The following is a 19754-nucleotide window of genomic DNA, read 5'->3' on the forward strand; positions in this document are numbered from 1 at the left end:
TCTTAGTTCTTAAGTTTACCCAATCTATTTTCTATCATACCGGCGATATCGTCATCCCCTTTATAATTGTTCTGCAGGCTGGTGAGGTACTGGCGAGCCTGGAAGTCGTCACCCTGGCGGATATAAACGTCGGCCAGCAGGATAAATCCGCGAGCCAGCCAGTATTGGTGAGGCGTACCGTTCTCGATGAAGTTCATCAGCACTTTTTCGGCATTCTTGTCATCGTTGGTGTCATAATACAATTGGGCCAACAGATATTTGGCCTCAGCACCGTGTACCGTGCGCGTGTCTTTGCTCAACTCTTTCAGGTCGGCAAGCGCCTTGTTCGCCTGTTTCTGGTCGATATAGGCTTTCGCGCGTACATAACGGGCTTCTGCTTCAAGTTCGGGAGAGAGCTTCGGTTCTTTCAGCAACTCGTCTGCCGCCAGAAGGGCATCCTTCTGCTGGCCGGTCTGCAAAGCGCAGCGCATGATACCTAAGCGGGCAGCCTGTTTGTTCTCAGGACTTTCGGCTACGATCTGCAAGCGTTTGAAGCTTTCCAATGCAGCCGGATAATCTTTGCCCAGGTATTCGATTTCTGCCGTGCGGGCAACCGATTCTTCGAGGAACTTGGTGTCATTGCTTGCAATCACCGATTTGAAGCGCTGGATCGCCTCGTCGAACTCTTTCTTGGCGAAAGCGATGCTTCCTAAATAGAAGTTCGCATTCGAACTGAACGCTCCTTCGGGGAATGTTTGCAGGTAACCCGCCAGGCTACGGCGTGCTCCTTCATTGTCGCCACGCATAAAGAGTTTTTCGGCGGCGATATAGGTCAATGAATCCTGTTCGCCTACTTCCAAGCGGATATTGCCGCCTATCGAGTTGACATAGTTGGCATAAGCATTGATATCGTTGAGGTCGATATAGACGGATTTCAAATCCTGCAAAGCGACTTTAGCCTCTTCGCTACCCGGATAGTTACTGATCACCTGCTTGTAGGCGGCGAGCGCCTTTTCCGGCTGGTTGTCATTATAGTAAAGCAGACCGAGCTGGATGCCACCCTTACGGGCCAGGCTGCTCTGCGGGAATTCGCGGATCAGCTTTTCAAATGCCTGTGCGGCGGAAGAGCTGTTTTCGAGCAAGACATAGGAGCGTCCTTTCTCGAACAACGCATCGTCTACATATTGTGATTCCGGATATTCGCTGATCAGGCGGTCCATTGCGCTGATCTTGCCTCTATAGTCTTTCTGCAAACCAAGCAAAAATCCTTTCTGGTAGATCGAGTAATCACCCGCGGAAGGAGACAATTGGGCTGCACGTGAATAGTTTTCTTCTGCCAGGCTGAACTGGCGGTTCTGATACAGGCAGTCGCCGATACGGTTGTAAGCGTCTGCCAGGGATGCCGCCTGCTGGTTGCTCTCCAGGTCGACATACTGGCGGAAGCGGTTCAGGGCGGCACTGTAATCCCGCAGCTTGAAATAGCTGTAACCTAAGTTATAATAAGCCAGAGCATACATGTCCGTATTGCGCTGGCGCGTATTGTTCAGGTATGTGCGGTAGTCGGAGATCGCATTCTCGTATTCGCCCATGCGGTAATAAGATTCGCCGCGCCAGAAATAGGCGTCGTTGCGGGCTTCCATATTATAAGAACCGAGCGTGATTGCCTGGCTGAACAGGCTGACGGCTTCGTCGAGCTTGACATTGGCAAAAGCCTGTGTCCCGAGTTGGAAAAGGATGTCCTGTTTGGCTTCCAGGATCTTGGTGCTCGGATGTTTGATCTTGTTGATCGATTTCAGGGCGGCTTCGTAGTTCTTGGTGGTCAGGTAGACTTCTACCAGATAGTCGTTCACCTTGTCCGCATATTGCGAGTTCGGGAAATCGTTCAGGAAGTCTTCGAAGATCGTCACCGACTCGCCGAATCCGGTAAAGGCCGTTTCGTGGATCAGCAGTGCGTAGTTGTACATGGCGACTTCTTTTATCTGCTTGTCGAAAGAAGAGGTGGCGGCAGCCTCGAAGGCCATGCGGGCATTGTTTTTGTCGCCCAACTTCAGGTAAGACTGTCCGAGATAGAGGTAAGCGTTCTGTGTCAGCTCGTCGTTCTGGCGTACGGTCCGGCTCAGGGCGTTGACCGCGCTACTGTAGTTCCCTTTGTTGAAGTAGCATACACCTAAGATGTACAAATCGCTGCGGAGCGGATTTTCCGTAGATGAAACATACTTGCTCAACATCTGGATCGCTTTTCCCTGGTCGCCCAAGTGGTAATATGAATCACCAACGATGCGATACATCTCGCTGTTGTTCTTGCTATCGGGATAGAGGGAGAGCAGTTCTTCACCTTCTTTCACCACCTTTTCGTATTTGCTCTGGATAAAATAAATCTGTGCGATGTAGTATTGCGACTGTTCGCGGTATTTCGGGTTCTCTTTCAGGCGGGAGAACTCGATCAGGGCATTGTTGTAATTCCCCATCGCGTAGTCGATGTAGGCGACATAATAGGTCGAAGCCTCCTTGTATTTGTCTCCGATCTGTCCGATCCGGGCGAAGTAGCCGCGGGCCTTTTCCATCTCGCCGGTCTGCAACAGCGAATAAGCCAGGCGGAAAGAATAGGCCTCCTGCTGTTCGGGACTCAACACGTCGATATCGGCCTCGTTGAACCAGAAGATCGCTTTTTCATATTCTCCGCGTTCGAAATGGACGGAACCGATCATATAATCGATCTCGTTGCTATGGCGGGAAGCCGGGTATTCTTCCAAGTAGTCCTTTAGCAACTCGTCTGCATTGGGGCGCCCCTGTTCATAAGCGGCATAGACCAGCATGTAGTCTGCCTCCTGGATCAGGTCGGCATCGGTGGAATGCTGCTTGTAGGCTTCCAGCTTGTCAATGCAACCGGCATAATTTTTTAAACTAAACAACTCTTTTCCTTCTACAAATAGGCGATCAGGTGCATCAAACTGGTACGACCGCTGCCCGTATGCGACATGACTCCCCACCACTATGCACAGTGGAATAAGTATTCTTTTCATCACTCCTTAGCTTTTATAATACAGATATATATAAATATAACGGTATATGTTGGTTCTAAGTTGCAAATATAAGAAATATATTACTTTATATAGCGGTCTACTGCTTTTTTGATAGATTGCAATCCGAAATCGTCCGGATTCAACCGGTTGGCGGGCAGGATAATGATCTCGGCAGCATCGTCTTCTGCTTTTGCTCCGTTGAAGGATTCGGTGAGGCATTCGAAAAACATATCGACGGTGTGGACATCGAAACCACAATAAGGATAAATGTTGGGAATGGAGAAAAGGTAGCGGCAATCTGTCAATTCCAGTCCGGTTTCTTCCTTCACTTCCCTGTGGGCGGCTTCTTCGGCTGATTCGTCCATGTCGACAAAACCGCCGGGCAGGTCGAGCGTCCCTTTGGCCGGTTCTTTGGCACGGCGTACCAGCAACAGTTCTCCTTGGGGGTTACGGATAAAGCAGGCGACAGCCGAGGAAGGATTGAAATAATAGACGAACCCGCAGGCCGTGCATTGTTTAGCTTTCTCGTTGCGTTCCACAAATGTCCTGGCTCCGCATTTCGGACAATACGTAAATTGATGTAAAGGATGGGACATGATATTTTATATTTAATAGTCAGGCACGGATTACACGGATTTCACTGTTCTGACAAACCGTGTAATCCGCGAAATCCGTGCCTGAAATAGCTTTGTGTCTTTATTATTTCACTTCCCAGCCCAGTGCGCTTGCGCCTAATACGGCAGCATCGCTTTCTTTCAATTGGGAGAATAATAGTTTTGTCTTGCCTTCGAACACTTTCAGCATGTTCTTTTCCATTGAACGTTTGATCGGGTTCATGATCAGATCGCCGGATTTGGTCAGGCCACCGAACAGGATGATCGCTTCAGGACTTGAGAAAGCTACGAAATCAGCGAATGCTTCACCTAAGATGTTACCAGTGAATTCGAAGATTTCCAAAGCCAACTTATCGTTCTTCATTGCTGCGTCATACACATCTTTTGAAGTGATTTCGTCCGGGTCCAATTCGCGAAGCAAGCTGTCATCCTTACGGATTTCCAGAAATTCGCGTGCCGTACGGGCAACACCTGTAGCAGAAGCATACGCTTCGAGGCAACCTTGACGACCGCAACCGCAAGGACGTCCGTTGTTACGACGCATGATCACGTGACCTAATTCGCCTGCAAATCCGTCATGTCCGTAAACCAGGTTACCGCCGATCACGATACCGCTACCGACACCGGTTCCCAGTGTGATCACGATAAAGTCTTTCATACCGCGGGCTGCGCCATACGTCATTTCACCGATAGCAGCCGCATTCGCATCGTTTGTCAATGCAACGGGTATTCCGTCCAGCTTTTCGCTGATCAGTTGTGCCAAAGGAATTTTACCTTTCCAGGGAAGGTTCGGAGCAAATTCGATACAACCGTTAAAAAAGTTGCCGTTAGGAGCTCCAACGCCTATACCTTTTATCTTTTCCGGGCCGCCAGCCTGGTCGATCACCAATGCCAGACCTTTGGCAAGTTCGTCGACATACTCGTCAATATCGGTATATTTACCGGTTTTAATTGATCCACTGTACAAGATTGTTCCTCTTGCATCTACTACGCCAAAAACAGTATTGGTACCACCTATATCGATACCTACTACATAAGGCTTCTCCATGATTTTATATTTTAGATTAATAATGCTTTTTCTGGAAAGCAAATATAAGAGGAATCTGGTAAGGCGCAATGATTTTATTCAAAAAAAACCGAAATAGGCGTGAATATGTTACCTTATATGTTCTTTAACAGGTAAAATCTCAATCCAGTAATCATCCGGGTCATTGATGAAGTACAAGCCCATCTCTGTGTTCTCGAAACAAATATATCCGAGTTCGCGGTGGTATTCGCGTACCTCGTCATAATTGCCGGCTACACGGAAACAGAGATGGCTTTCATTGTCTCCCAATTCGTATGCTTCTTTCCGGTCGCGAAGCCAGGTCAGTTCCAACAGGAATCCTGTCTCGTTGTCTGTCAGGTAAACCAGGATAAACGAACCGTCTGCCGCTTCCTTGCGGTGATGTTCTTTCAAACCAAGCGCTTTTCCATAAAACGCAATACTTCTGTCCAGATCCAGGACATTAATATTAAAATGATCGAATCTGCTCTTTATCTCCATCCTCTCTTTATTTTTTATTTTTTAATTCTTAATTTTTAATTCTTAATTCTCAAATGTCTGTCCCCTCTCCCGGAACGGATATCAGCACGTACCGGCAACCGCGCGACTCCGCGTAAGGCCCGAAAGCGGCCACCTCTGCCGGGCGATCCCAGAAATGCATCGGGACAAAGATGTTGGTTTTGATGCGGTCTACAAACTGTTGCGCGCCGCGCATGAAATCGGTCCCGATACGCGGATCGACCGGAAACATGGCGACATCCAGCTTGTCGGTCACCTTTACCAGGTCGTCTAATTCTTTCAGATAGTCCTTTTCTGCTTCTGCGGCTTCTTCGGGTGTCGATTCGTCTTTCCAGTGCCAGTTATTCAGGTCGCCGGCATGGAAAAGCCGTTTCCCTTCGGTATCGATCAGGAAGGATATGCCGGAGTCCGTCGATCCGAATGCCTCGATCCGCAGGTTATGATCCTCGTAGGTATCTCCTTTTTTGAGATAGATCGCGTCTTCTTTCTTTGCCCGGTTCCTTTTCAAAATATCTTTGCCGAAAAGATAGACGATATCTTTTTTGTATGCTTTCCACTTCAAAACCTCCGGATTGAAATGATCCGGATGGAAATGGGATGCCAATACATATAATGTACCCGCGCGATTCAACAGTTCCTCATGCACGAATCCTTTCTCCGGCGACTTCCCTGTGTCTTTGTAATAATCGATCAAAATGGCAAATCCGTCTGCCTCGATCGCAAAACCGCTATGATAGATATAAGTCAGTCTCATTTCTATTTTCCTTTCTTTTTATATACAAAACACGGAAGGCAGCATTCTTGTTGTGCAAAAGTTTTATCTATAGCCAATGCTATTTCTGATCCTGTATTACTTCCTGTAAGATGGCGAGTTTCTCTTGTTCCGATTTTAACAGGCGCTCGTAAAGCTCGATAACTTTTTCTAAAGGATTGATATTGGCAATATAGGTTATATAGCCAGAAGCATAAGCATTATCTTTCCACGTGCCGGAAAAAATATTAATGGAAGTTCCATCATTCATTTCTGTAATAGCTTCTATTGGAATATCTAATGCTTTAGCAACTTTCTCTAATATTTCAGGTTCCAGTTTGTCTCTTTTCTCGTATCCGGAAAGGGTTGCTTGTGACACGCCGATCTTTTCAGCCAATACATCCTGATTGATGTTTCGCCATTCCCGCCAACGTTTTACGTTTGCACCATGATTGCTCCTTCTTGCTGCTGTTGTTTCCATAAGACTTTATTATTTAAATTTCTTTGGAACAAAAATAAGCAATAATATCCGATTACTAATTATTCTGTAGACAAATATCAAGATATAACATTTGCTGATATTATTATGGCTCATTCTGATATTTTATTAATCGAACTGATAGGTGGCATTGCTTTTATTTCAATTCTTTGCATATGAAACTCAAATTAAATATATATTATGGCTCATACATCATTATTATTTGTTTCGGAAGGTGAATGTGCAGAACAACTTTGTTCCGCCTTCAAAGTAATCGGTCTTTCTTTGGATAAGACTCCTTCGTTATTCGAAAATAAAGAAGTTTGTATTTTGGAATATCTCTGTAAGGGGGAGAAGAACTGTGCTGTTGAAATTCGTTTTAGGAATGCTACGCTCAGTTGTTTGTTTGATGGAAACACTTTGTGTGATAGTTCGTATTTGTTTTTAGACGATCAGAAGGACTTGAAGGATTATATCGAATATTGTAACCGGACGTATGATTATAATTATATAATGAGTGCCTGGGTCACGGAGAAACTTTGTCTGCAAGTCAAATATAACGATGGCGATTATTTTTTTATCGCTTCACCAGCATCAGCGTTGTGCCAAAGCTAAAAATCTTACACAAAGAACCAGTCAGTAAAAGTATGTACAAAACTACGGCACTTAGAAATAAATGCCGTAGTTTTATAAGCATGAGACAAAAATAATATGGATGATAAATTGAGACATCTGATAGAGCAACATGGAGGATATATCACCCGTAAGGAGATTATCAGCAACCGTTACCTGTATTACCGGCTACTGGAAACAGTGAAATCGGGTGAGATAATCCGTTGCTATTTCTGATCCTGTATTACTTCCTGTAGAATGGCGACTTTCTCTTGTTCTGATTTTAATAGGCGCTCGTAAAGCTCAGCTATTTTGTCTATTGGATTAAAAGTCGGATAGTAGTTTACTCCAGATGCGTGATCGTTGAAAGTACTTGAAATAATATTAATGGCTGTATCGGAGTCCATTTCTGTAATTGCTTCTTCCGGAATATTTAATGCATCACAAATCTTCTTTAATATTTCAGGTTCCAATTTGTCTCTTTTTTCATATCCAGAAAGAGCCGCTTGTGACACGCCGATCTTTTCAGCCAATACATCCTGATTGATGTTTCGCCATTCCCGCCAACGTTTTACGTTTGCACCATGATTACTCCTTCTTACTGCTGTTGTTTCCATAAGACTTTATTATTTTAGTTTCTTTGAAGCAAAAATAAGCAATAATATCCGATTACTAATTATTCCACAGACAAATATCAAGATATAACATTTGCTGATATTATCAAAGCCCATTATAACGATGGCGATTATTTTTTTATCGCTTCACCTGCATCAGTGTTGGGTTGAAACCGCCTTGAATATTATAACTTTATCTCCAACCGCTCCATCATCACCCCGGTCTTCCGGCGTGCATCGGCCACATCCAGGCCGCGTGCCAGCAGCACAGCCATACGGCGATGTCCGTGAACTTCCGGTTTGCCGAAGAAGCGCATTTGGGTGTCCGGCTGTTCCAGTACCTTATCCAGGTTGCCTAACGAAAGCTGGGTGCTGTCCCCTTCGACCACGACGGCACGCGAAGCGCCTGCACCGTGGAAAGCGATATTCGGGATCGGCAAGCCCAATACGGCACGGGCATGCAAGGCGAACTGCGAAAGATCTTGCGTGATCATCGTGACCATTCCCGTGTCGTGCGGACGGGGAGAGACTTCGCTGAAGATGACATCTTCGCCCTTTACAAACAATTCGACCCCGAAAATACCGCGGCCGCCGAGTGCCTCCGTGATCTTGCCTGCGATCTCGCGTGCCTTTTCCTTGGCAACCGGGCTCATCGCCTGTGGCTGCCAGGACTCGCGATAGTCGCCGTCGACCTGTACGTGTCCGACCGGTTCCAGGAATGAAGTGCCTCCGATATGGCGAACGGTCAGTTGGGTGATTTCGTAATCGAAATCGACAAACCCCTCGACGATCACCTTTCCGGCGCCGGCACGTCCGCCTTCCTGCGCGTAATGCCAAGAGCGGTCGATGTCTTCCTCTTTGCGGATCACGCTCTGCCCGTGTCCGCTCGAACTCATGATCGGTTTGACGACACACGGCATCCCGATAACTTTGACAGCCTCGATAAACTCCTCTTCCGTCTCGGCAAAGCGATAAGGAGAGGTCGGCAAGCCCAGTTCCTCGGCAGCCAGGCGGCGGATGCCCTCGCGGTTCATTGTCAACCAAGTGGCACGGGCGGTCGGGATGACATGGAATCCTTCTTTTTCGAGTTCCATCAACGTCTGTGTCGCGATAGCCTCCACTTCGGGAACGATATAATCAGGTTTTTCTTTTTCTGCAATCTCGCGCAAAGCATCCCCATCCAACATCGATACTACATACGAACGGTGGGCGACCTGCATGGCCGGAGCGTCCGCATATTTGTCCAAAGCGATCACTTCCACTCCATAACGCTGTAACTCGATTACAAACTCTTTGCCTAATTCGCCGGAACCGCAGAGCAAAACTTTCGTTGCGGTAGCCGATTTCGGTGTTCCTATTGTTACCATATTATATTAATGTAATGTTATTTGTTCCGTTTGAGGGTGCAAAGGTACGGTAATTATCAGTATTTTTTCAGAGAAACCGTACTGAAAGTGTTTTTATAAGCCTTCTGTTTTCAGTTTCCTCACCTACTATTCTGTAATCAGCGCCGCTGATTATAAAATCACAGTCGCTGATTATGTAATCGCCGGCGCTGATTACATAATCGCCGACCGAGATTTAAGAAAAGTACGGCGCTAAACTACTTTTATATGCTGTAAAAGAATCTTTTTGATGGCATAAGGCGGATGTATGTCTTGTGGATCGTTTTCCAGAGTCCGTACATAACGTTAATATATTGTAATTATTAGTACCTTGCGATACAAGGTATCTTGGTAAGATATATATTTGTGGCAGTTAATAACAAAATATTTTCCTATTAGTGTAACGATTTTGCAAAATGTTCGTCTAATAGAAAAAAGTAACAACAAATATGATGATTCATCTGGAAGGAATTAACAAAACGTATTTCAACGGTGCGCCGCTGCACGTTTTGAAAGGCATAGACCTGGATATAGAGAAGGGAGAGATGGTGTCTATTATGGGCGCGTCCGGATCGGGAAAATCCACACTGCTGAATATCTTGGGAATACTGGATACATACGATACGGGCACTTACACCCTGAACGGGCAGTTGATCCGCAATCTGAGCGAAACCCGCGCGGCGGAACTGCGTAACCGGATGATCGGTTTCATCTTCCAGTCCTTTAATCTGATTTCATTCAAAAATGCGATGGAAAATGTTGCCTTGCCCCTGTATTACCAGGGTATAAGCCGGAAGAAACGGAATGCTATGGCGTTGGAATATTTAGATATGGTCGGGCTGAAAGACTGGGCGGAACATATGCCGAACGAAATGTCTGGCGGGCAGAAACAGCGTGTTGCCATTGCCCGCGCCCTGATTGCCAAGCCGCAGGTGATCCTGGCGGATGAGCCGACCGGAGCGTTGGACAGCAAGACGACGGTCGAGGTGATGGAGCTGCTCCGGAAAGTAAACCTCGAAGGGCTGACGATGGTGATCGTGACGCACGAACCTTCCGTGGCCGAGGCAACCGACCGCATTATCCGCGTGAAAGACGGTCTGATAGAAACAATAGAAAAAGGATTGGGACATGTTTGACTTTGATAATTTCCGAGAAATATGGAGTACGATCCAAAAGAATAAACTCCGTACCTTCCTGACCGGATTCTCCGTGGCATGGGGGATCTTCATGCTGATTGTCCTCTTGGGTGCGGGCAACGGGATGAAGAACGGCATCATGTCGAACTTCCGCAATTTCAGCCTGAACCGGGTGGAGACATGGCCGCGCTACACGAGCAAGCCGTACAAAGGAATGCAGATGAACCGGAGGATCGAGTACAAGGATGAAGACCTGGTTGCCATCCCGCGCGAAAATCCCGAAGTGGACTTGATTACGGCGAGTATCAGCCGGAGCGATACGCTTTCCTACGGAGACGAATATAACGCCTACTCCCTGAACGGCGTGCATCCGTCGAAGGCGGTGATCGACAATATCGAAATGACGGTTGGGAACGGCCGTTTTATCAATGATATAGATGTGAAGGAAAAAAGGAAGGTGATTGTCCTGAGCCCCCGCATGAAAGAAGTCCTTTTCAAAGGCGAGGACCCGTTGGGCAAATATGTGAATGCCGGGAGTGTCGCATACCAGGTAATCGGCGTCTATAAGGCGGAGGACAACGACAACAACGCGCCGGCCTATATCCCTTTCAGTACGGCGCAGACCTTGTATAACGCCGGCTACGGGCTGGATGACATCATCTTTACCATTAACGGTATTTCCACACAGGAAGAATTTGACGCTTTCGAGAAACGTTTCCGCCAGCAGATGGGAGCGCGGCATAAGTTCGACCCCGAAGACCGGCGGGCGATCGGTATGTGGAGCACGCTCGAAAACTTCATGATGCTGAACGGGATGATGAACGGTATCGCCCTCTTTATCTGGGTGATCGGCATCGGGACACTGACTGCCGGGATCGTAGGCGTGAGCAACATCATGCTGATAACGGTACGTGAGCGGACGAGGGAGTTCGGCATCCGGAAGGCGATAGGGGCGACTCCGTTCTCCATCCTGAAACTGATCATTGTCGAATCGATCCTGATCACGGCAGTGTTCGGCTATTTGGGCATGATCTTAGGGATCGGGCTGACGGAAGGAATCAATTCGGTTATGGAGATGATGAATGCCGGAAAGAATGTTTCGCAGGATGACATGAGCATCTTCCTGAATCCGACGGTGAACCTCAGTGTGGCGTTGTCCGCTACGGCCCTGATCATCGGGGCAGGCGTGCTGGCCGGCTATTTCCCTGCCCGCAAGGCGGTCAAGATCACGGCGATCGAGGCCATGCGCAATGAATAATTGGTAATTGAAAATAGAAAGATTATGTTCATATTTGATATAGATCGCTGGGTGGAAATATGGGTGACGATCACCCGTAATAAAACCCGTAGCCTGCTGACCGGCTTCGGTGTGTTCTGGGGCATCCTGATGCTGGTGATCCTGTTGGGTTCCGGCAACGGTTTTAAGAATGGCGTGTTGAAGAACGTCGACGGTTTTTCGACGAACTCCGCATTCTTCTTTTCCGAACGGACCGGCGAACCCTACAAAGGGTATAAGAAAGGGCGTTACTGGCAGATGCGCAACCGCGACTTGGAGACGATCCGCCAGCGTGTGAAAGGAGTGCGCTATCTTTCGCCGATGATCATGCAATGGGGCGGACAAAATAATGTGGTGAGAGGACAGAAAGCGGGTACATATAACGTGCGTGGCGTCTATTCCGAATATTTCAATATCGAAACGCAGCATATCCTGGCCGGACGCCTGTTGAATGAAATCGACATGATCGAAAAGCGGAAGGTGTGCCTGATCGGTAATATCGTGCGCGAAGTCCTTTTTGCCCCGGATGAAGATCCGGTCGGGCAGTACATACGGGTGAACGGCATCTATTACCAGGTGGTCGGCGTGATCAAGCCGAAGCCCCGTGCCCAGATCGGCGGGCGTACGGAGGAGAGCGTGATGATCCCGTTCAAGACCCTCCAGCAGGCTTCCAACCAGGGAGACAAGTTCTGGTTCCTGTGTGCGACGGCCGACGACGGTTACTCTTGCGACAAGATGGTGGAAGATATAAAGACGGTCCTGCGTTCGCAGAACGAGATTTCCCCGACGGACGAACATGCCATCAGCAGCTTTACGATAGCCAAGCAGTTCGAAACATTCGACATGCTGTTCACCGGTATCAATATACTGGTCTGGCTGGTCGGTATCGGTACTTTGCTGGCGGGAATCATCGGGGTTAGTAATATTATGATGGTGACGGTCCGGGAGCGGACACGCGAGATCGGGGTGCGCCGTGCGATCGGTGCGAAGCCTTTCGATATTATTTCGCAGATCATGAGCGAGAGCCTGCTTCTGACTTCCCTTGCCGGGCTGATCGGGCTTAGCGCAGGGGTGTTCCTGCTCGATGTGGTGAACAATGCGATGGCAAGTGGAGGAGGTTCGTCTAACGAAACGTTCTTCTCCAATCCCGAAATCCATATCGGGACAGCGGTCTCCGCTACCGTAATCCTGCTGTTCAGCGGTCTCCTTGCCGGGTTGATCCCCGCCTGGCGGGCTATGCAGATCAAGGCTATCGACGCGATCAGGGAAGAATAGGGATAATTGAAAATAGAGAATTGAAAATTAAAAATTAGATATAGTTATGAAGAATCGTATCGTAAAAAAAGTCCTGCGGATCATCTTTTTGGTATTAGTGGGAGCTGCTGTTATCGGCACTTTCTATTTCTTATGGAAGAAAGCGCAACCCGTCATTACCGTCTATGAGTTGGTTACTCCTGCACGTGACACGATTGAGACGAAAACCGTGGCGACCGGAAAGGTCGAACCCCGCGACGAAGTCCTTATCAAACCGCAGATGTCGGGTATCATCTCCGAATTGTTGAAAGAAGCCGGACAAATGGTGAAAGAAGGGGAGATCATTGCCCGTATCAAGGTTATCCCCGAAATGGTCCAGTTGAACAGCGCCGAATCGCGTGTGCGGGTGGCGAAGATCAGCCTCGAACAGATCAGCGCCACGTTCAAGCGGGATGAAGAATTGCACAAACAGGGAGTTATCTCCAAAGAAGATTACGAGACTTCTCTTGCCAACTATAAGAAGGCGCAGGAAGAGGCCGAGAATGCTCAGGATGCTCTTGAGATCATCCGCGAAGGTATCTCCAAACGGTCTGCCGCTTCCAGTACGACTCAGGTTCGTTCCACTATCACCGGTATGATCCTGGATGTGCCTATCAAGGTCGGTAACTCGGTGATCCAGTCGAACACCTTCAACGACGGTACGACGATCGCTACCGTTGCCGATATGAACAATATGATCTTCAAGGGCAAAGTGGATGAGACGGAAGTCGGCCGCATCCACGAAGGGATGCCGATCAAACTGACGGTCGGCGCGATGGAAAGCCGTACGTTCGATGCCGAACTGGAATATGTGGCTCCTAAGGGAGTGGAAGAGAACGGAGCCGTCCTGTTTGAAGTGAAGGCTGCCGTACACATGCCCGGCGATGCTTTTATCCGTGCCGGTTACAGTGCCAATGCCGAGATCGTGTTGAAGCGTGCCGAAGATGTTTTGTCCGTGCCGGAAAGCTGCGTCGAGTTTAGCGGCGATTCGACCTTCGTGCAGGTGGTAAAAGCGGAAAAGCCGGAACAGAAGTTTGAAAAGCGTGCCGTTAAGGTAGGCTTGTCCGATGGTATCAAGATCGAGATCAAGGAAGGCCTGTCCGAAAACGAAAAGGTACGCGGGGCGATTGTCGATCCGAATAAGAAATAATTGTAAACAGTAAAAATGATGAGAAACCAATTAATAATAGCTACGACTTTATTTCTTTCCGGTACTTTTGCTTGGGGGCAGGAACCAGCCAAACAATGGTCTTTGGAAGAATGCATCCGCTATGCAATCGAGCATAACATCGATCTGAAGCAGAGAGAGCAGGACCAGGAAAGCCGGAAAGTGGAATTGAACACCAGCAAGTTCAGTTGGTTGCCCGATCTGAATGCCAATGTCGGACAGAACTTCGACTTCGGACGTTCTCCTTCCAAATCGGGTGTGATTGTGGATCAGAACTCGGCCAATACCTCGGCATCCGTCTCTTTGAGCATGCCGATATTCGACGGCTTGCGCATTCCGAACGATATCGCTGCCCGCAAGCTGGACTTGAAAGCGGTTGTCGAAACGTTGAATAAAGCGAAGGAAGACTTGTCGATCAATGTCGCTTCCTACTATTTGCAGGTTTTGTATAATAAGGAAGTCCAGAAGATTGCCGAGTTGCAGGTCGCGCTGAGCAATGAACAGGTCGTAAAAACCGAAGCATTGGTAAAGAACGGGAAAGTTCCCCTTTCCCAGTTATACGACATGAAAGCGCAACTGGCGAAGGACGAAGTCTCGCTGACCGAAGCGCGCAACAATGTGAAACTCGCCTTGCTCGACCTGACGCAAAGCCTCGAACTGGAGCGCGACGGCGAGAATTTCGACATTGTGGTCCCTCAATTCGAAGATGCCGTCGAACGCTATATGAGCAGCATCCTCCCTCCGGACAATGTCTATGACCATGCCGTCGCCTTCAAGCCGCAGATCAAGGAGCAGGAATATCTCTTGGAAAGCCAGAAGAAGATGCTGAAAGTGGCGCAATCCGGTTACTATCCGAAACTGAATTTCGGCGCCAGCTACAGCAACGGCTATTACCATTATTCCGGCGATGGCGACTATACGAACCTGGCTTTTAACGACCAGTTGAAGAATAACGGGCGTAAGACGATCGGCTTCAGCCTGAGCATCCCTTTGTTCAACCGTTTCCAGGTTCGCAACAGTGTCCGCTCCGCCCGTATCAATATCCGCAACCGCGAGTTGATGATGGAGAATACAAAGAAAGCCTTATATAAGGAAATCCAGCAGGCTTTCTATAATGCAACCGCCGCCCAGGAGAAATATAACGCATCCGACAAATCGGTCATCGCCAGCAAAGAAGCCTTTTCGTATGCCGAAGACCGCTATGCCGCCGGCAAAAGCACCGTTTTCGAGTATAGCGAGGCCAAGACGAAATATGCCCAGAGCTTGTCCGAGCAGGCACAATCCAAGTATGACTTCATCTTCCGTGCCAAGATCCTGGACTTCTATAATGGTACACCAATAACACTATAACATATTTAGTTTAGACACATTTGTTTAAGAAAAAGAAGGTCTCCGTGATGGAAACCTTCTTTTTGTTCTTATATTTGTCTGAAAGATATTATGATCTTATGAATAAAAGAATTGTAACATTCGTTTTACTACTATTGGTATGGCTGGGAGTGAATATGGCCTCTGCTCAACATCTGCCAAAGCTTTACCAGGTGTTCTCTCCTGATAAAAAGTTAATGATGGGGATAGAACGGCACAACGACGGTTTGTTGACTTATACTTTTGCCGCGGATAGGGATGTGTTAATCAAAGAATCCCCGCTGGGCTTCAAGTTGGAATCGCAGGAGACCGTTCCTTCTTCCGATTGGAAAATAGAGAAAGTATCTGACCGGCAAGTACGGGATGAATGGAGACCGCTTTGGGGAAAGCGGGCTGTGGTCGAAGATCATTTCAATGAATTGGTGATCGATTTGCTGAATCCGGCCGGGCAACCTCAGCGGATGCAGTTGGTGGTCCGGGGGTATAATGACGGCTTTGCTTTCTGTTATAAAATACCGGAGGGAGAAGGAGAACGTGTAAATGTGCAATCAGAACTGACGGGCTATAACTTTGCCGGGGATTATACGGCTTGGTTCTATAATGGCGAGAATCATAATATAGGACCTGAAAAGTTGACGGAAACAGATGGAACCCGTTTGCCGGTGATGACCGTCAAAGCCGGGGCTAATCATTATATGGCTATTCATGAAGCCTGCCTGGAAACGGGAGCACCTCTTGTCTTACAATCCAAAGGGGGAGAATCGCTTTTCTCGGTCGCTTCCAAGCCGGCTTGTTTGTCGCCGGGATATACTTCAGCCTGGCGTGTCGTTTTGTATGGGAAGACACCCGGCACGTTGACCGATTCGCATTTGTTGGAGCTATTGAATCCGAATCCCAATCCTCGCTATGACTTCTCGTGGGTAAAACCGGGATTGGCGGTCTGGGACTGGCGTATCAACGGAGCCGTGTGGGATGGATTTACGTATGAGATGTCTTATCCTTCCTGGGTGCGGATGGTCGATTTTGCTGCCGGACAGGGTTTTAAATACTTGGTATTGGATGCCAATTGGTACGGGCCGGAATTCGAATCGGATTCCGATCCGGTTGAAGGAGAAAAAGCGCAGGATGTACAACGGCTGTTGAAGTATGGAAAAGAGAAAGGTGTCGGAATCTGGCTTTATCTGAATGATGTCGGAGGCCGGAAATATCCGATAGAAAAGACTTTGAAACAGTATGGCGATTGGGGTGCTGCCGGGGTTAAATATGGTTTTATGAGTGGAACACAGGAAGAAAAGAACCAGTGGACGAAGAAGATTACCGAGCTTTGTGCGCAAAACCGCCTGTTAGTCGATTTCCATGACGGTCCGGTTCATCCTTATGGGCAGATGCGTACTTGGCCGAATGCCGTGACACGCGAATATTGCCACGCGCAATTGGACGGGCATCATGTGTTCGAGCCTAAAACGTTTGTGACAACTGTCTTTGTCAATATGGTTGCCGGCCCGGTCGATATGAACAACGGGATGTTCGACCTTCGCCAAGGGCATACGACACGTGTGGATGAGAGCCAGCCGGTTCCTTCGACATTAGTTTCGGAGGCTGCCCGTACGTTGATCGCTTTTTCGGGTGTGACTATTTTGCCGGATATTCCGGAATATTACCGGAAATATCCGGTATTGCTGAATTTCCTGTCTGCCCAGAAGATGCCGTGGAGAGAGAGCCGTACCCTGGCCGGTGAAATCGGGGAATATATCGTTATGATGAGGGAAACGGATGAGGCCTACCTGGTCGGTGCGGCCACGAATGAATCCGGAAGAACAATCGATTTGCCTCTTTCTTTCCTGGAAAAAGGAAACTATACTGTCGAAGTCATTGAAGACGGCGACGATGCACACTACTTGACAAACCGAGAAAGCCTGAAGGTTACGACCCGGCAACTGACAAACAATGATAAACTGGCCTTGAAGCTGGCTCCCGGAGGTGGTGCGTGTCTCGTTATTAAGAAAAATCCCTCTATGCGTGTTTGTGAGCAAGCAACTTTTCCGCTTGTCAGCCCTTCCGGAAAAATGAATGCCGATATCAAAGTCGGGGGGGAAGAATGTAGAAATAGATTTATTTGCCAATAGTGAAAAAGTGGTGACGGCAAAGACTTTGCAGTTCTCTTTGGATGAGAATATCCTGAAAGGGAACTGGAAGGTGACTAACCAAAAACGTGAATCGGTCGATCAGACCTGGCAACCCGTCTATGGGGAGCGTTCGGTCGTGACGGACCGGTATAATGAGGTTGAGCTAACGCTTCAGTCGGATGAGAACCTGAAAGAGATGGTGTTGTGTGTTCGTCTCTACGATGAGGGGCTGGCATTCCGTTATGCCTTCGATAAACTGGATTTTTGGAACCGTACGGTAACCGATGAGAAGACGCAATTTCTTTTTCAGGAAGATTGCAAGACCTGGGTGACCGGTATGGCGCAAGGTGCTTATTCCGAAACAAAGTTGAGTGCATTGGAAGGGGCTGCCGATCGTCCGCAGGTGATCCGGGTCAATGATAACCGGTTTGTCGCAATCGGAGAAGCTGCTCTTGTCGATTACTCCCGCATGAAGTTGGAGAAGAGTGAGACTGGATTCGGGGTACAATCTGTTTTGTCGGGAAAAGTCAATCTGGATCTGGCCGGCTATCGATCTCCCTGGCGTTATGTGATGGTCGCCGGGCATCCGGGAAAATTAGTCGAAAATAATTACTTCGTCCTTAACCTGAACGAACCTAATCAAATAGCGAATACCAGCTGGATCAAGCCCGGACAGGTGATTCGTGAAGTTACGTTGACTACGGCAGGCAGTATGGCTTGTATTGATTTTGCCGCAGAAAACAATATCGCCTATGTGCTGTTTGATGCCGGTTGGTATGGGGCGGAAGAAGATGTGAAATCGGATGCAACCACGGTTACGGTCGATCCGGCCCGTTCGAAAGGACCGCTCGATTTGCCTAAAGTAATAGAATATGCCAATTCAAAAGGAGTTGGAATACTGGTTTATGTGAATAAAAAGGCACTGCATCAGCAACTGGATGAAATCCTGCCTTTATATAAGAAGTGGGGGATCAAAGGTGTGAAATATGGTTTTGTGAATGTGGGCGACCAGTATGCTACGGCGTGGTTGCATCAGGCAGTGCGCAAAGCTGCCAAATATGAATTGATGGTTGATATCCACGACGAGTATCGTCCGACAGGCTATTCGCGCACCTATCCGAATTTGTTGACTCAGGAAGGCATTCGTGGTGACGAAGAAAGTCCGTCGTTAGATCAGGCTATCTATACATTATATAATCGCATGATCTGCGGAGCGGGTGACTATACCAACTGTTATTTTGCGGAAAGAGTCACGGAAAAGATGGGTGGACGTGCTGCCCAATTGGCTAAATTGGTCGCTATTTATAGTCCCTGGCAGTTTGTCTATTGGTATGACCGCCCCGAAAAATCACCGAGACGGGCCGGTGGTGCAGGCTCAGCCGAGTCTGTGATCAAAACTGATGCCGCAACCCGTTTTTATAATTCTATCCCGACCGTATGGGACGAAACTCGTTTCCTGGAGGGAGAAATGGGTAAATACGCTGTGGTCGCCCGCCGTTCAGGTTCCGATTGGTATGTAAGTATGTTGAATGCCGGAGAAAAGAAGCAAATCACCTTGCCCCTTGATTTTCTGAAAAACAAAAAAGGCTATACCGCCACACTTTATTACCAGGCTTCCGAGAAGAAAAAGGATGTCGTCGATATCAAGAAGATCAAGTTGGATAACCGCAATGAGGTTACTGTCGGCCTGACCGGGAATAGCGGATGTGTGCTGCGTTTACGACAGAATATTTCTGGGCAGCAATAACAGGATCAACGGCAAATAATCTTTCAACGTTATCCGTAATTGCTTTAATGCCTGTTGTATCCGGTAGTCGACGGTTTTGGGAGATACTTGCAGGACTTCGGCAATTTCTTTATAGCTTTTATTATCGAAGCGGTGCATGACGAAAGCTTCCCGGTAAGCGGGAGGCAGAGCGTCTACCGCTTCCCTGATCCTTTTTTGCAGTTCTTCGAGTTGGTAGAAATCGGTGTCTTGTAGCATCTCCTGCATATTTTCGTAGAAAAGAGTATCGGCTCTTAGTTGGGATCGATGGCGGACAATCAGGTTGATGGCGCGATGATAGACGGTTTTGAACAGATATTGGCTTAGAGACGTTTCGAAGGTTTGCGTTTCCCGGTTTTCCCATAACCACAGCATCACATCCTGCACGATCTCTTCGGCATCTTTTAACTCCACAAACTTAGTTGCATAAGCACAGAGCATCGGATAGTATCTTCTGAACAAGACACCATAGGCTTTTAGATCTCCATGTTGCATGGCTGAAAGTAAAAAGCGTTCCTCTGTGGTTTGTAGTTTTTCTCCTTCCATATATCTGTTCACAAAGATAAATCTTTTGTGGTAGAAAAAAAATATTGAAAAAAGAT

18 protein-coding genes are annotated in these 19754 nt (G+C 47.8%); 9 read left to right on the top strand and 9 right to left on the bottom strand.

The window, feature by feature from the left end; all coding sequences use genetic code 11:
* Positions 1-2 precede the first annotated feature (2 nt).
* From H8S65_RS11260 to H8S65_RS11285, 6 genes are all read right to left on the bottom strand, one after another.
* The gene (locus H8S65_RS11260) at positions 3-3002 is read right to left on the bottom strand and encodes a tetratricopeptide repeat protein (protein WP_186930076.1); all 3000 of its coding nucleotides are present in this window, start codon (positions 3000-3002) and stop codon (positions 3-5) included.
* Positions 3003-3082: 80 nt separating this feature from the next.
* Positions 3083-3598: an NUDIX domain-containing protein gene (locus H8S65_RS11265; protein ID WP_186930077.1), complete on the bottom strand. Its 516-nt coding sequence runs from the start codon at positions 3596-3598 to the stop codon at positions 3083-3085.
* Positions 3599-3701: 103 nt separating this feature from the next.
* Entirely contained in the window at positions 3702-4664 is a 963-nt protein-coding gene (locus H8S65_RS11270) for an ROK family protein (RefSeq protein ID WP_186930078.1), read from the bottom strand.
* A 108-nt stretch (positions 4665-4772) separates the two neighbouring features.
* Complete coding sequence (locus tag H8S65_RS11275) at positions 4773-5162, bottom strand: VOC family protein (protein WP_186930079.1); 390 nt, start codon at positions 5160-5162, stop codon at positions 4773-4775.
* A 49-nt stretch (positions 5163-5211) separates the two neighbouring features.
* Positions 5212-5934: an MBL fold metallo-hydrolase gene (locus H8S65_RS11280; RefSeq protein WP_186930080.1), complete on the bottom strand. Its 723-nt coding sequence runs from the start codon at positions 5932-5934 to the stop codon at positions 5212-5214.
* A gap of 79 nt (positions 5935-6013) precedes the next feature.
* On the bottom strand, positions 6014-6412 hold the full coding sequence (locus H8S65_RS11285) for a helix-turn-helix domain-containing protein (protein ID WP_186930081.1): 399 nt from the start codon (positions 6410-6412) through the stop codon (positions 6014-6016).
* A 198-nt stretch (positions 6413-6610) separates the two neighbouring features.
* On the opposite strand from H8S65_RS11285, the gene H8S65_RS11290 reads away from it, so the two are divergent.
* Complete coding sequence (locus H8S65_RS11290) at positions 6611-7024, top strand: hypothetical protein (RefSeq protein WP_186930082.1); 414 nt, start codon at positions 6611-6613, stop codon at positions 7022-7024.
* A gap of 96 nt (positions 7025-7120) precedes the next feature.
* Positions 7121-7258, top strand: a complete 138-nt coding sequence (locus H8S65_RS11295; protein ID WP_186930083.1) for a type IV toxin-antitoxin system AbiEi family antitoxin domain-containing protein — start codon at positions 7121-7123, stop codon at positions 7256-7258.
* Here the strand turns inward: H8S65_RS11295 and H8S65_RS11300 are convergent.
* Both H8S65_RS11300 and purT read right to left on the bottom strand, forming a co-directional pair.
* On the bottom strand, positions 7249-7638 hold the full coding sequence (locus H8S65_RS11300; RefSeq protein WP_186930084.1) for a helix-turn-helix domain-containing protein: 390 nt from the start codon (positions 7636-7638) through the stop codon (positions 7249-7251). The genes H8S65_RS11295 and H8S65_RS11300 overlap by 10 nt on opposite strands.
* Before the next feature lie 182 nt (positions 7639-7820).
* The gene (gene purT / locus H8S65_RS11305) at positions 7821-9002 is read right to left on the bottom strand and encodes a formate-dependent phosphoribosylglycinamide formyltransferase (protein WP_186930085.1); all 1182 of its coding nucleotides are present in this window, start codon (positions 9000-9002) and stop codon (positions 7821-7823) included.
* A gap of 470 nt (positions 9003-9472) precedes the next feature.
* Between purT and H8S65_RS11310 the strand changes: the two genes are divergently transcribed.
* The 7 genes from H8S65_RS11310 to H8S65_RS11340 all read left to right on the top strand — a co-directional run bounded on the left by H8S65_RS11310 (position 9473) and on the right by H8S65_RS11340 (position 19134).
* Positions 9473-10156 carry an ABC transporter ATP-binding protein gene (locus tag H8S65_RS11310; RefSeq protein ID WP_005650440.1) on the top strand — a complete coding sequence of 228 codons (684 nt, stop codon included), beginning with the start codon at positions 9473-9475 and terminating at the stop codon, positions 10154-10156.
* Positions 10149-11414 carry an ABC transporter permease gene (locus H8S65_RS11315; protein WP_186930086.1) on the top strand — a complete coding sequence of 422 codons (1266 nt, stop codon included), beginning with the start codon at positions 10149-10151 and terminating at the stop codon, positions 11412-11414. Before H8S65_RS11310 ends, H8S65_RS11315 begins: the two co-directional genes overlap by 8 nt.
* A gap of 30 nt (positions 11415-11444) precedes the next feature.
* Positions 11445-12707, top strand: a complete 1263-nt coding sequence (locus H8S65_RS11320; protein WP_186930100.1) for an ABC transporter permease — start codon at positions 11445-11447, stop codon at positions 12705-12707.
* A gap of 46 nt (positions 12708-12753) precedes the next feature.
* On the top strand, positions 12754-13875 hold the full coding sequence (locus tag H8S65_RS11325) for an efflux RND transporter periplasmic adaptor subunit (protein WP_186930087.1): 1122 nt from the start codon (positions 12754-12756) through the stop codon (positions 13873-13875).
* Between the two features lie 18 nt (positions 13876-13893).
* A complete protein-coding gene (locus H8S65_RS11330; RefSeq protein WP_186930101.1) occupies positions 13894-15243 on the top strand; it encodes a TolC family protein in 1350 nt (449 codons plus the stop codon).
* Between the two features lie 98 nt (positions 15244-15341).
* The gene (locus H8S65_RS11335) at positions 15342-17387 is read left to right on the top strand and encodes a glycoside hydrolase family 97 protein (RefSeq protein ID WP_186930088.1); all 2046 of its coding nucleotides are present in this window, start codon (positions 15342-15344) and stop codon (positions 17385-17387) included.
* Positions 17332-19134, top strand: a complete 1803-nt coding sequence (locus H8S65_RS11340) for a glycoside hydrolase family 97 protein (RefSeq protein WP_222616278.1) — start codon at positions 17332-17334, stop codon at positions 19132-19134. The genes H8S65_RS11335 and H8S65_RS11340 overlap by 56 nt, the downstream gene beginning before the upstream one ends.
* Here H8S65_RS11340 and H8S65_RS11345 read toward each other — a convergent pair.
* Positions 19105-19698, bottom strand: coding sequence for an RNA polymerase sigma-70 factor (locus tag H8S65_RS11345; RefSeq protein ID WP_186930103.1), 594 nt, complete (start codon positions 19696-19698; stop codon positions 19105-19107). The two genes, H8S65_RS11340 and H8S65_RS11345, sit on opposite strands and share 30 nt — an antisense overlap.
* Between the last annotated feature and the right edge of the window lie 56 nt (positions 19699-19754).

Origin of the sequence: Parabacteroides hominis (assembly GCF_014287585.1) — a bacterium.
Taxonomy (GTDB): Bacteria; Bacteroidota; Bacteroidia; order Bacteroidales; family Tannerellaceae; genus Parabacteroides; species Parabacteroides hominis.

Bases quoted from the DNA above. Each gene is read 5' to 3' on its own strand.
- H8S65_RS11345 (WP_186930103.1), bottom strand. From the start codon at position 19,698: ATGGAAGGAGAAAAACTACAAACCACAGAGGAACGCTTTTTACTTTCA.
- H8S65_RS11335 (WP_186930088.1), top strand. From the start codon at position 15,342: ATGAATAAAAGAATTGTAACATTCGTTTTACTACTATTGGTATGGCTG.
- H8S65_RS11300 (WP_186930084.1), bottom strand. From the start codon at position 7,638: ATGGAAACAACAGCAGTAAGAAGGAGTAATCATGGTGCAAACGTAAAA.
- H8S65_RS11330 (WP_186930101.1), top strand. From the start codon at position 13,894: ATGAGAAACCAATTAATAATAGCTACGACTTTATTTCTTTCCGGTACT.
- H8S65_RS11285 (WP_186930081.1), bottom strand. From the start codon at position 6,412: ATGGAAACAACAGCAGCAAGAAGGAGCAATCATGGTGCAAACGTAAAA.
- H8S65_RS11270 (WP_186930078.1), bottom strand. From the start codon at position 4,664: ATGGAGAAGCCTTATGTAGTAGGTATCGATATAGGTGGTACCAATACT.
- H8S65_RS11325 (WP_186930087.1), top strand. From the start codon at position 12,754: ATGAAGAATCGTATCGTAAAAAAAGTCCTGCGGATCATCTTTTTGGTA.
- H8S65_RS11275 (WP_186930079.1), bottom strand. From the start codon at position 5,162: ATGGAGATAAAGAGCAGATTCGATCATTTTAATATTAATGTCCTGGAT.
- H8S65_RS11265 (WP_186930077.1), bottom strand. From the start codon at position 3,598: ATGTCCCATCCTTTACATCAATTTACGTATTGTCCGAAATGCGGAGCC.
- H8S65_RS11315 (WP_186930086.1), top strand. From the start codon at position 10,149: ATGTTTGACTTTGATAATTTCCGAGAAATATGGAGTACGATCCAAAAG.
- H8S65_RS11290 (WP_186930082.1), top strand. From the start codon at position 6,611: ATGGCTCATACATCATTATTATTTGTTTCGGAAGGTGAATGTGCAGAA.
- H8S65_RS11295 (WP_186930083.1), top strand. From the start codon at position 7,121: ATGGATGATAAATTGAGACATCTGATAGAGCAACATGGAGGATATATC.
- H8S65_RS11280 (WP_186930080.1), bottom strand. From the start codon at position 5,934: ATGAGACTGACTTATATCTATCATAGCGGTTTTGCGATCGAGGCAGAC.
- H8S65_RS11260 (WP_186930076.1), bottom strand. From the start codon at position 3,002: ATGAAAAGAATACTTATTCCACTGTGCATAGTGGTGGGGAGTCATGTC.
- H8S65_RS11340 (WP_222616278.1), top strand. From the start codon at position 17,332: ATGCCGATATCAAAGTCGGGGGGGAAGAATGTAGAAATAGATTTATTT.
- purT (WP_186930085.1), bottom strand. From the start codon at position 9,002: ATGGTAACAATAGGAACACCGAAATCGGCTACCGCAACGAAAGTTTTG.
- H8S65_RS11310 (WP_005650440.1), top strand. From the start codon at position 9,473: ATGATTCATCTGGAAGGAATTAACAAAACGTATTTCAACGGTGCGCCG.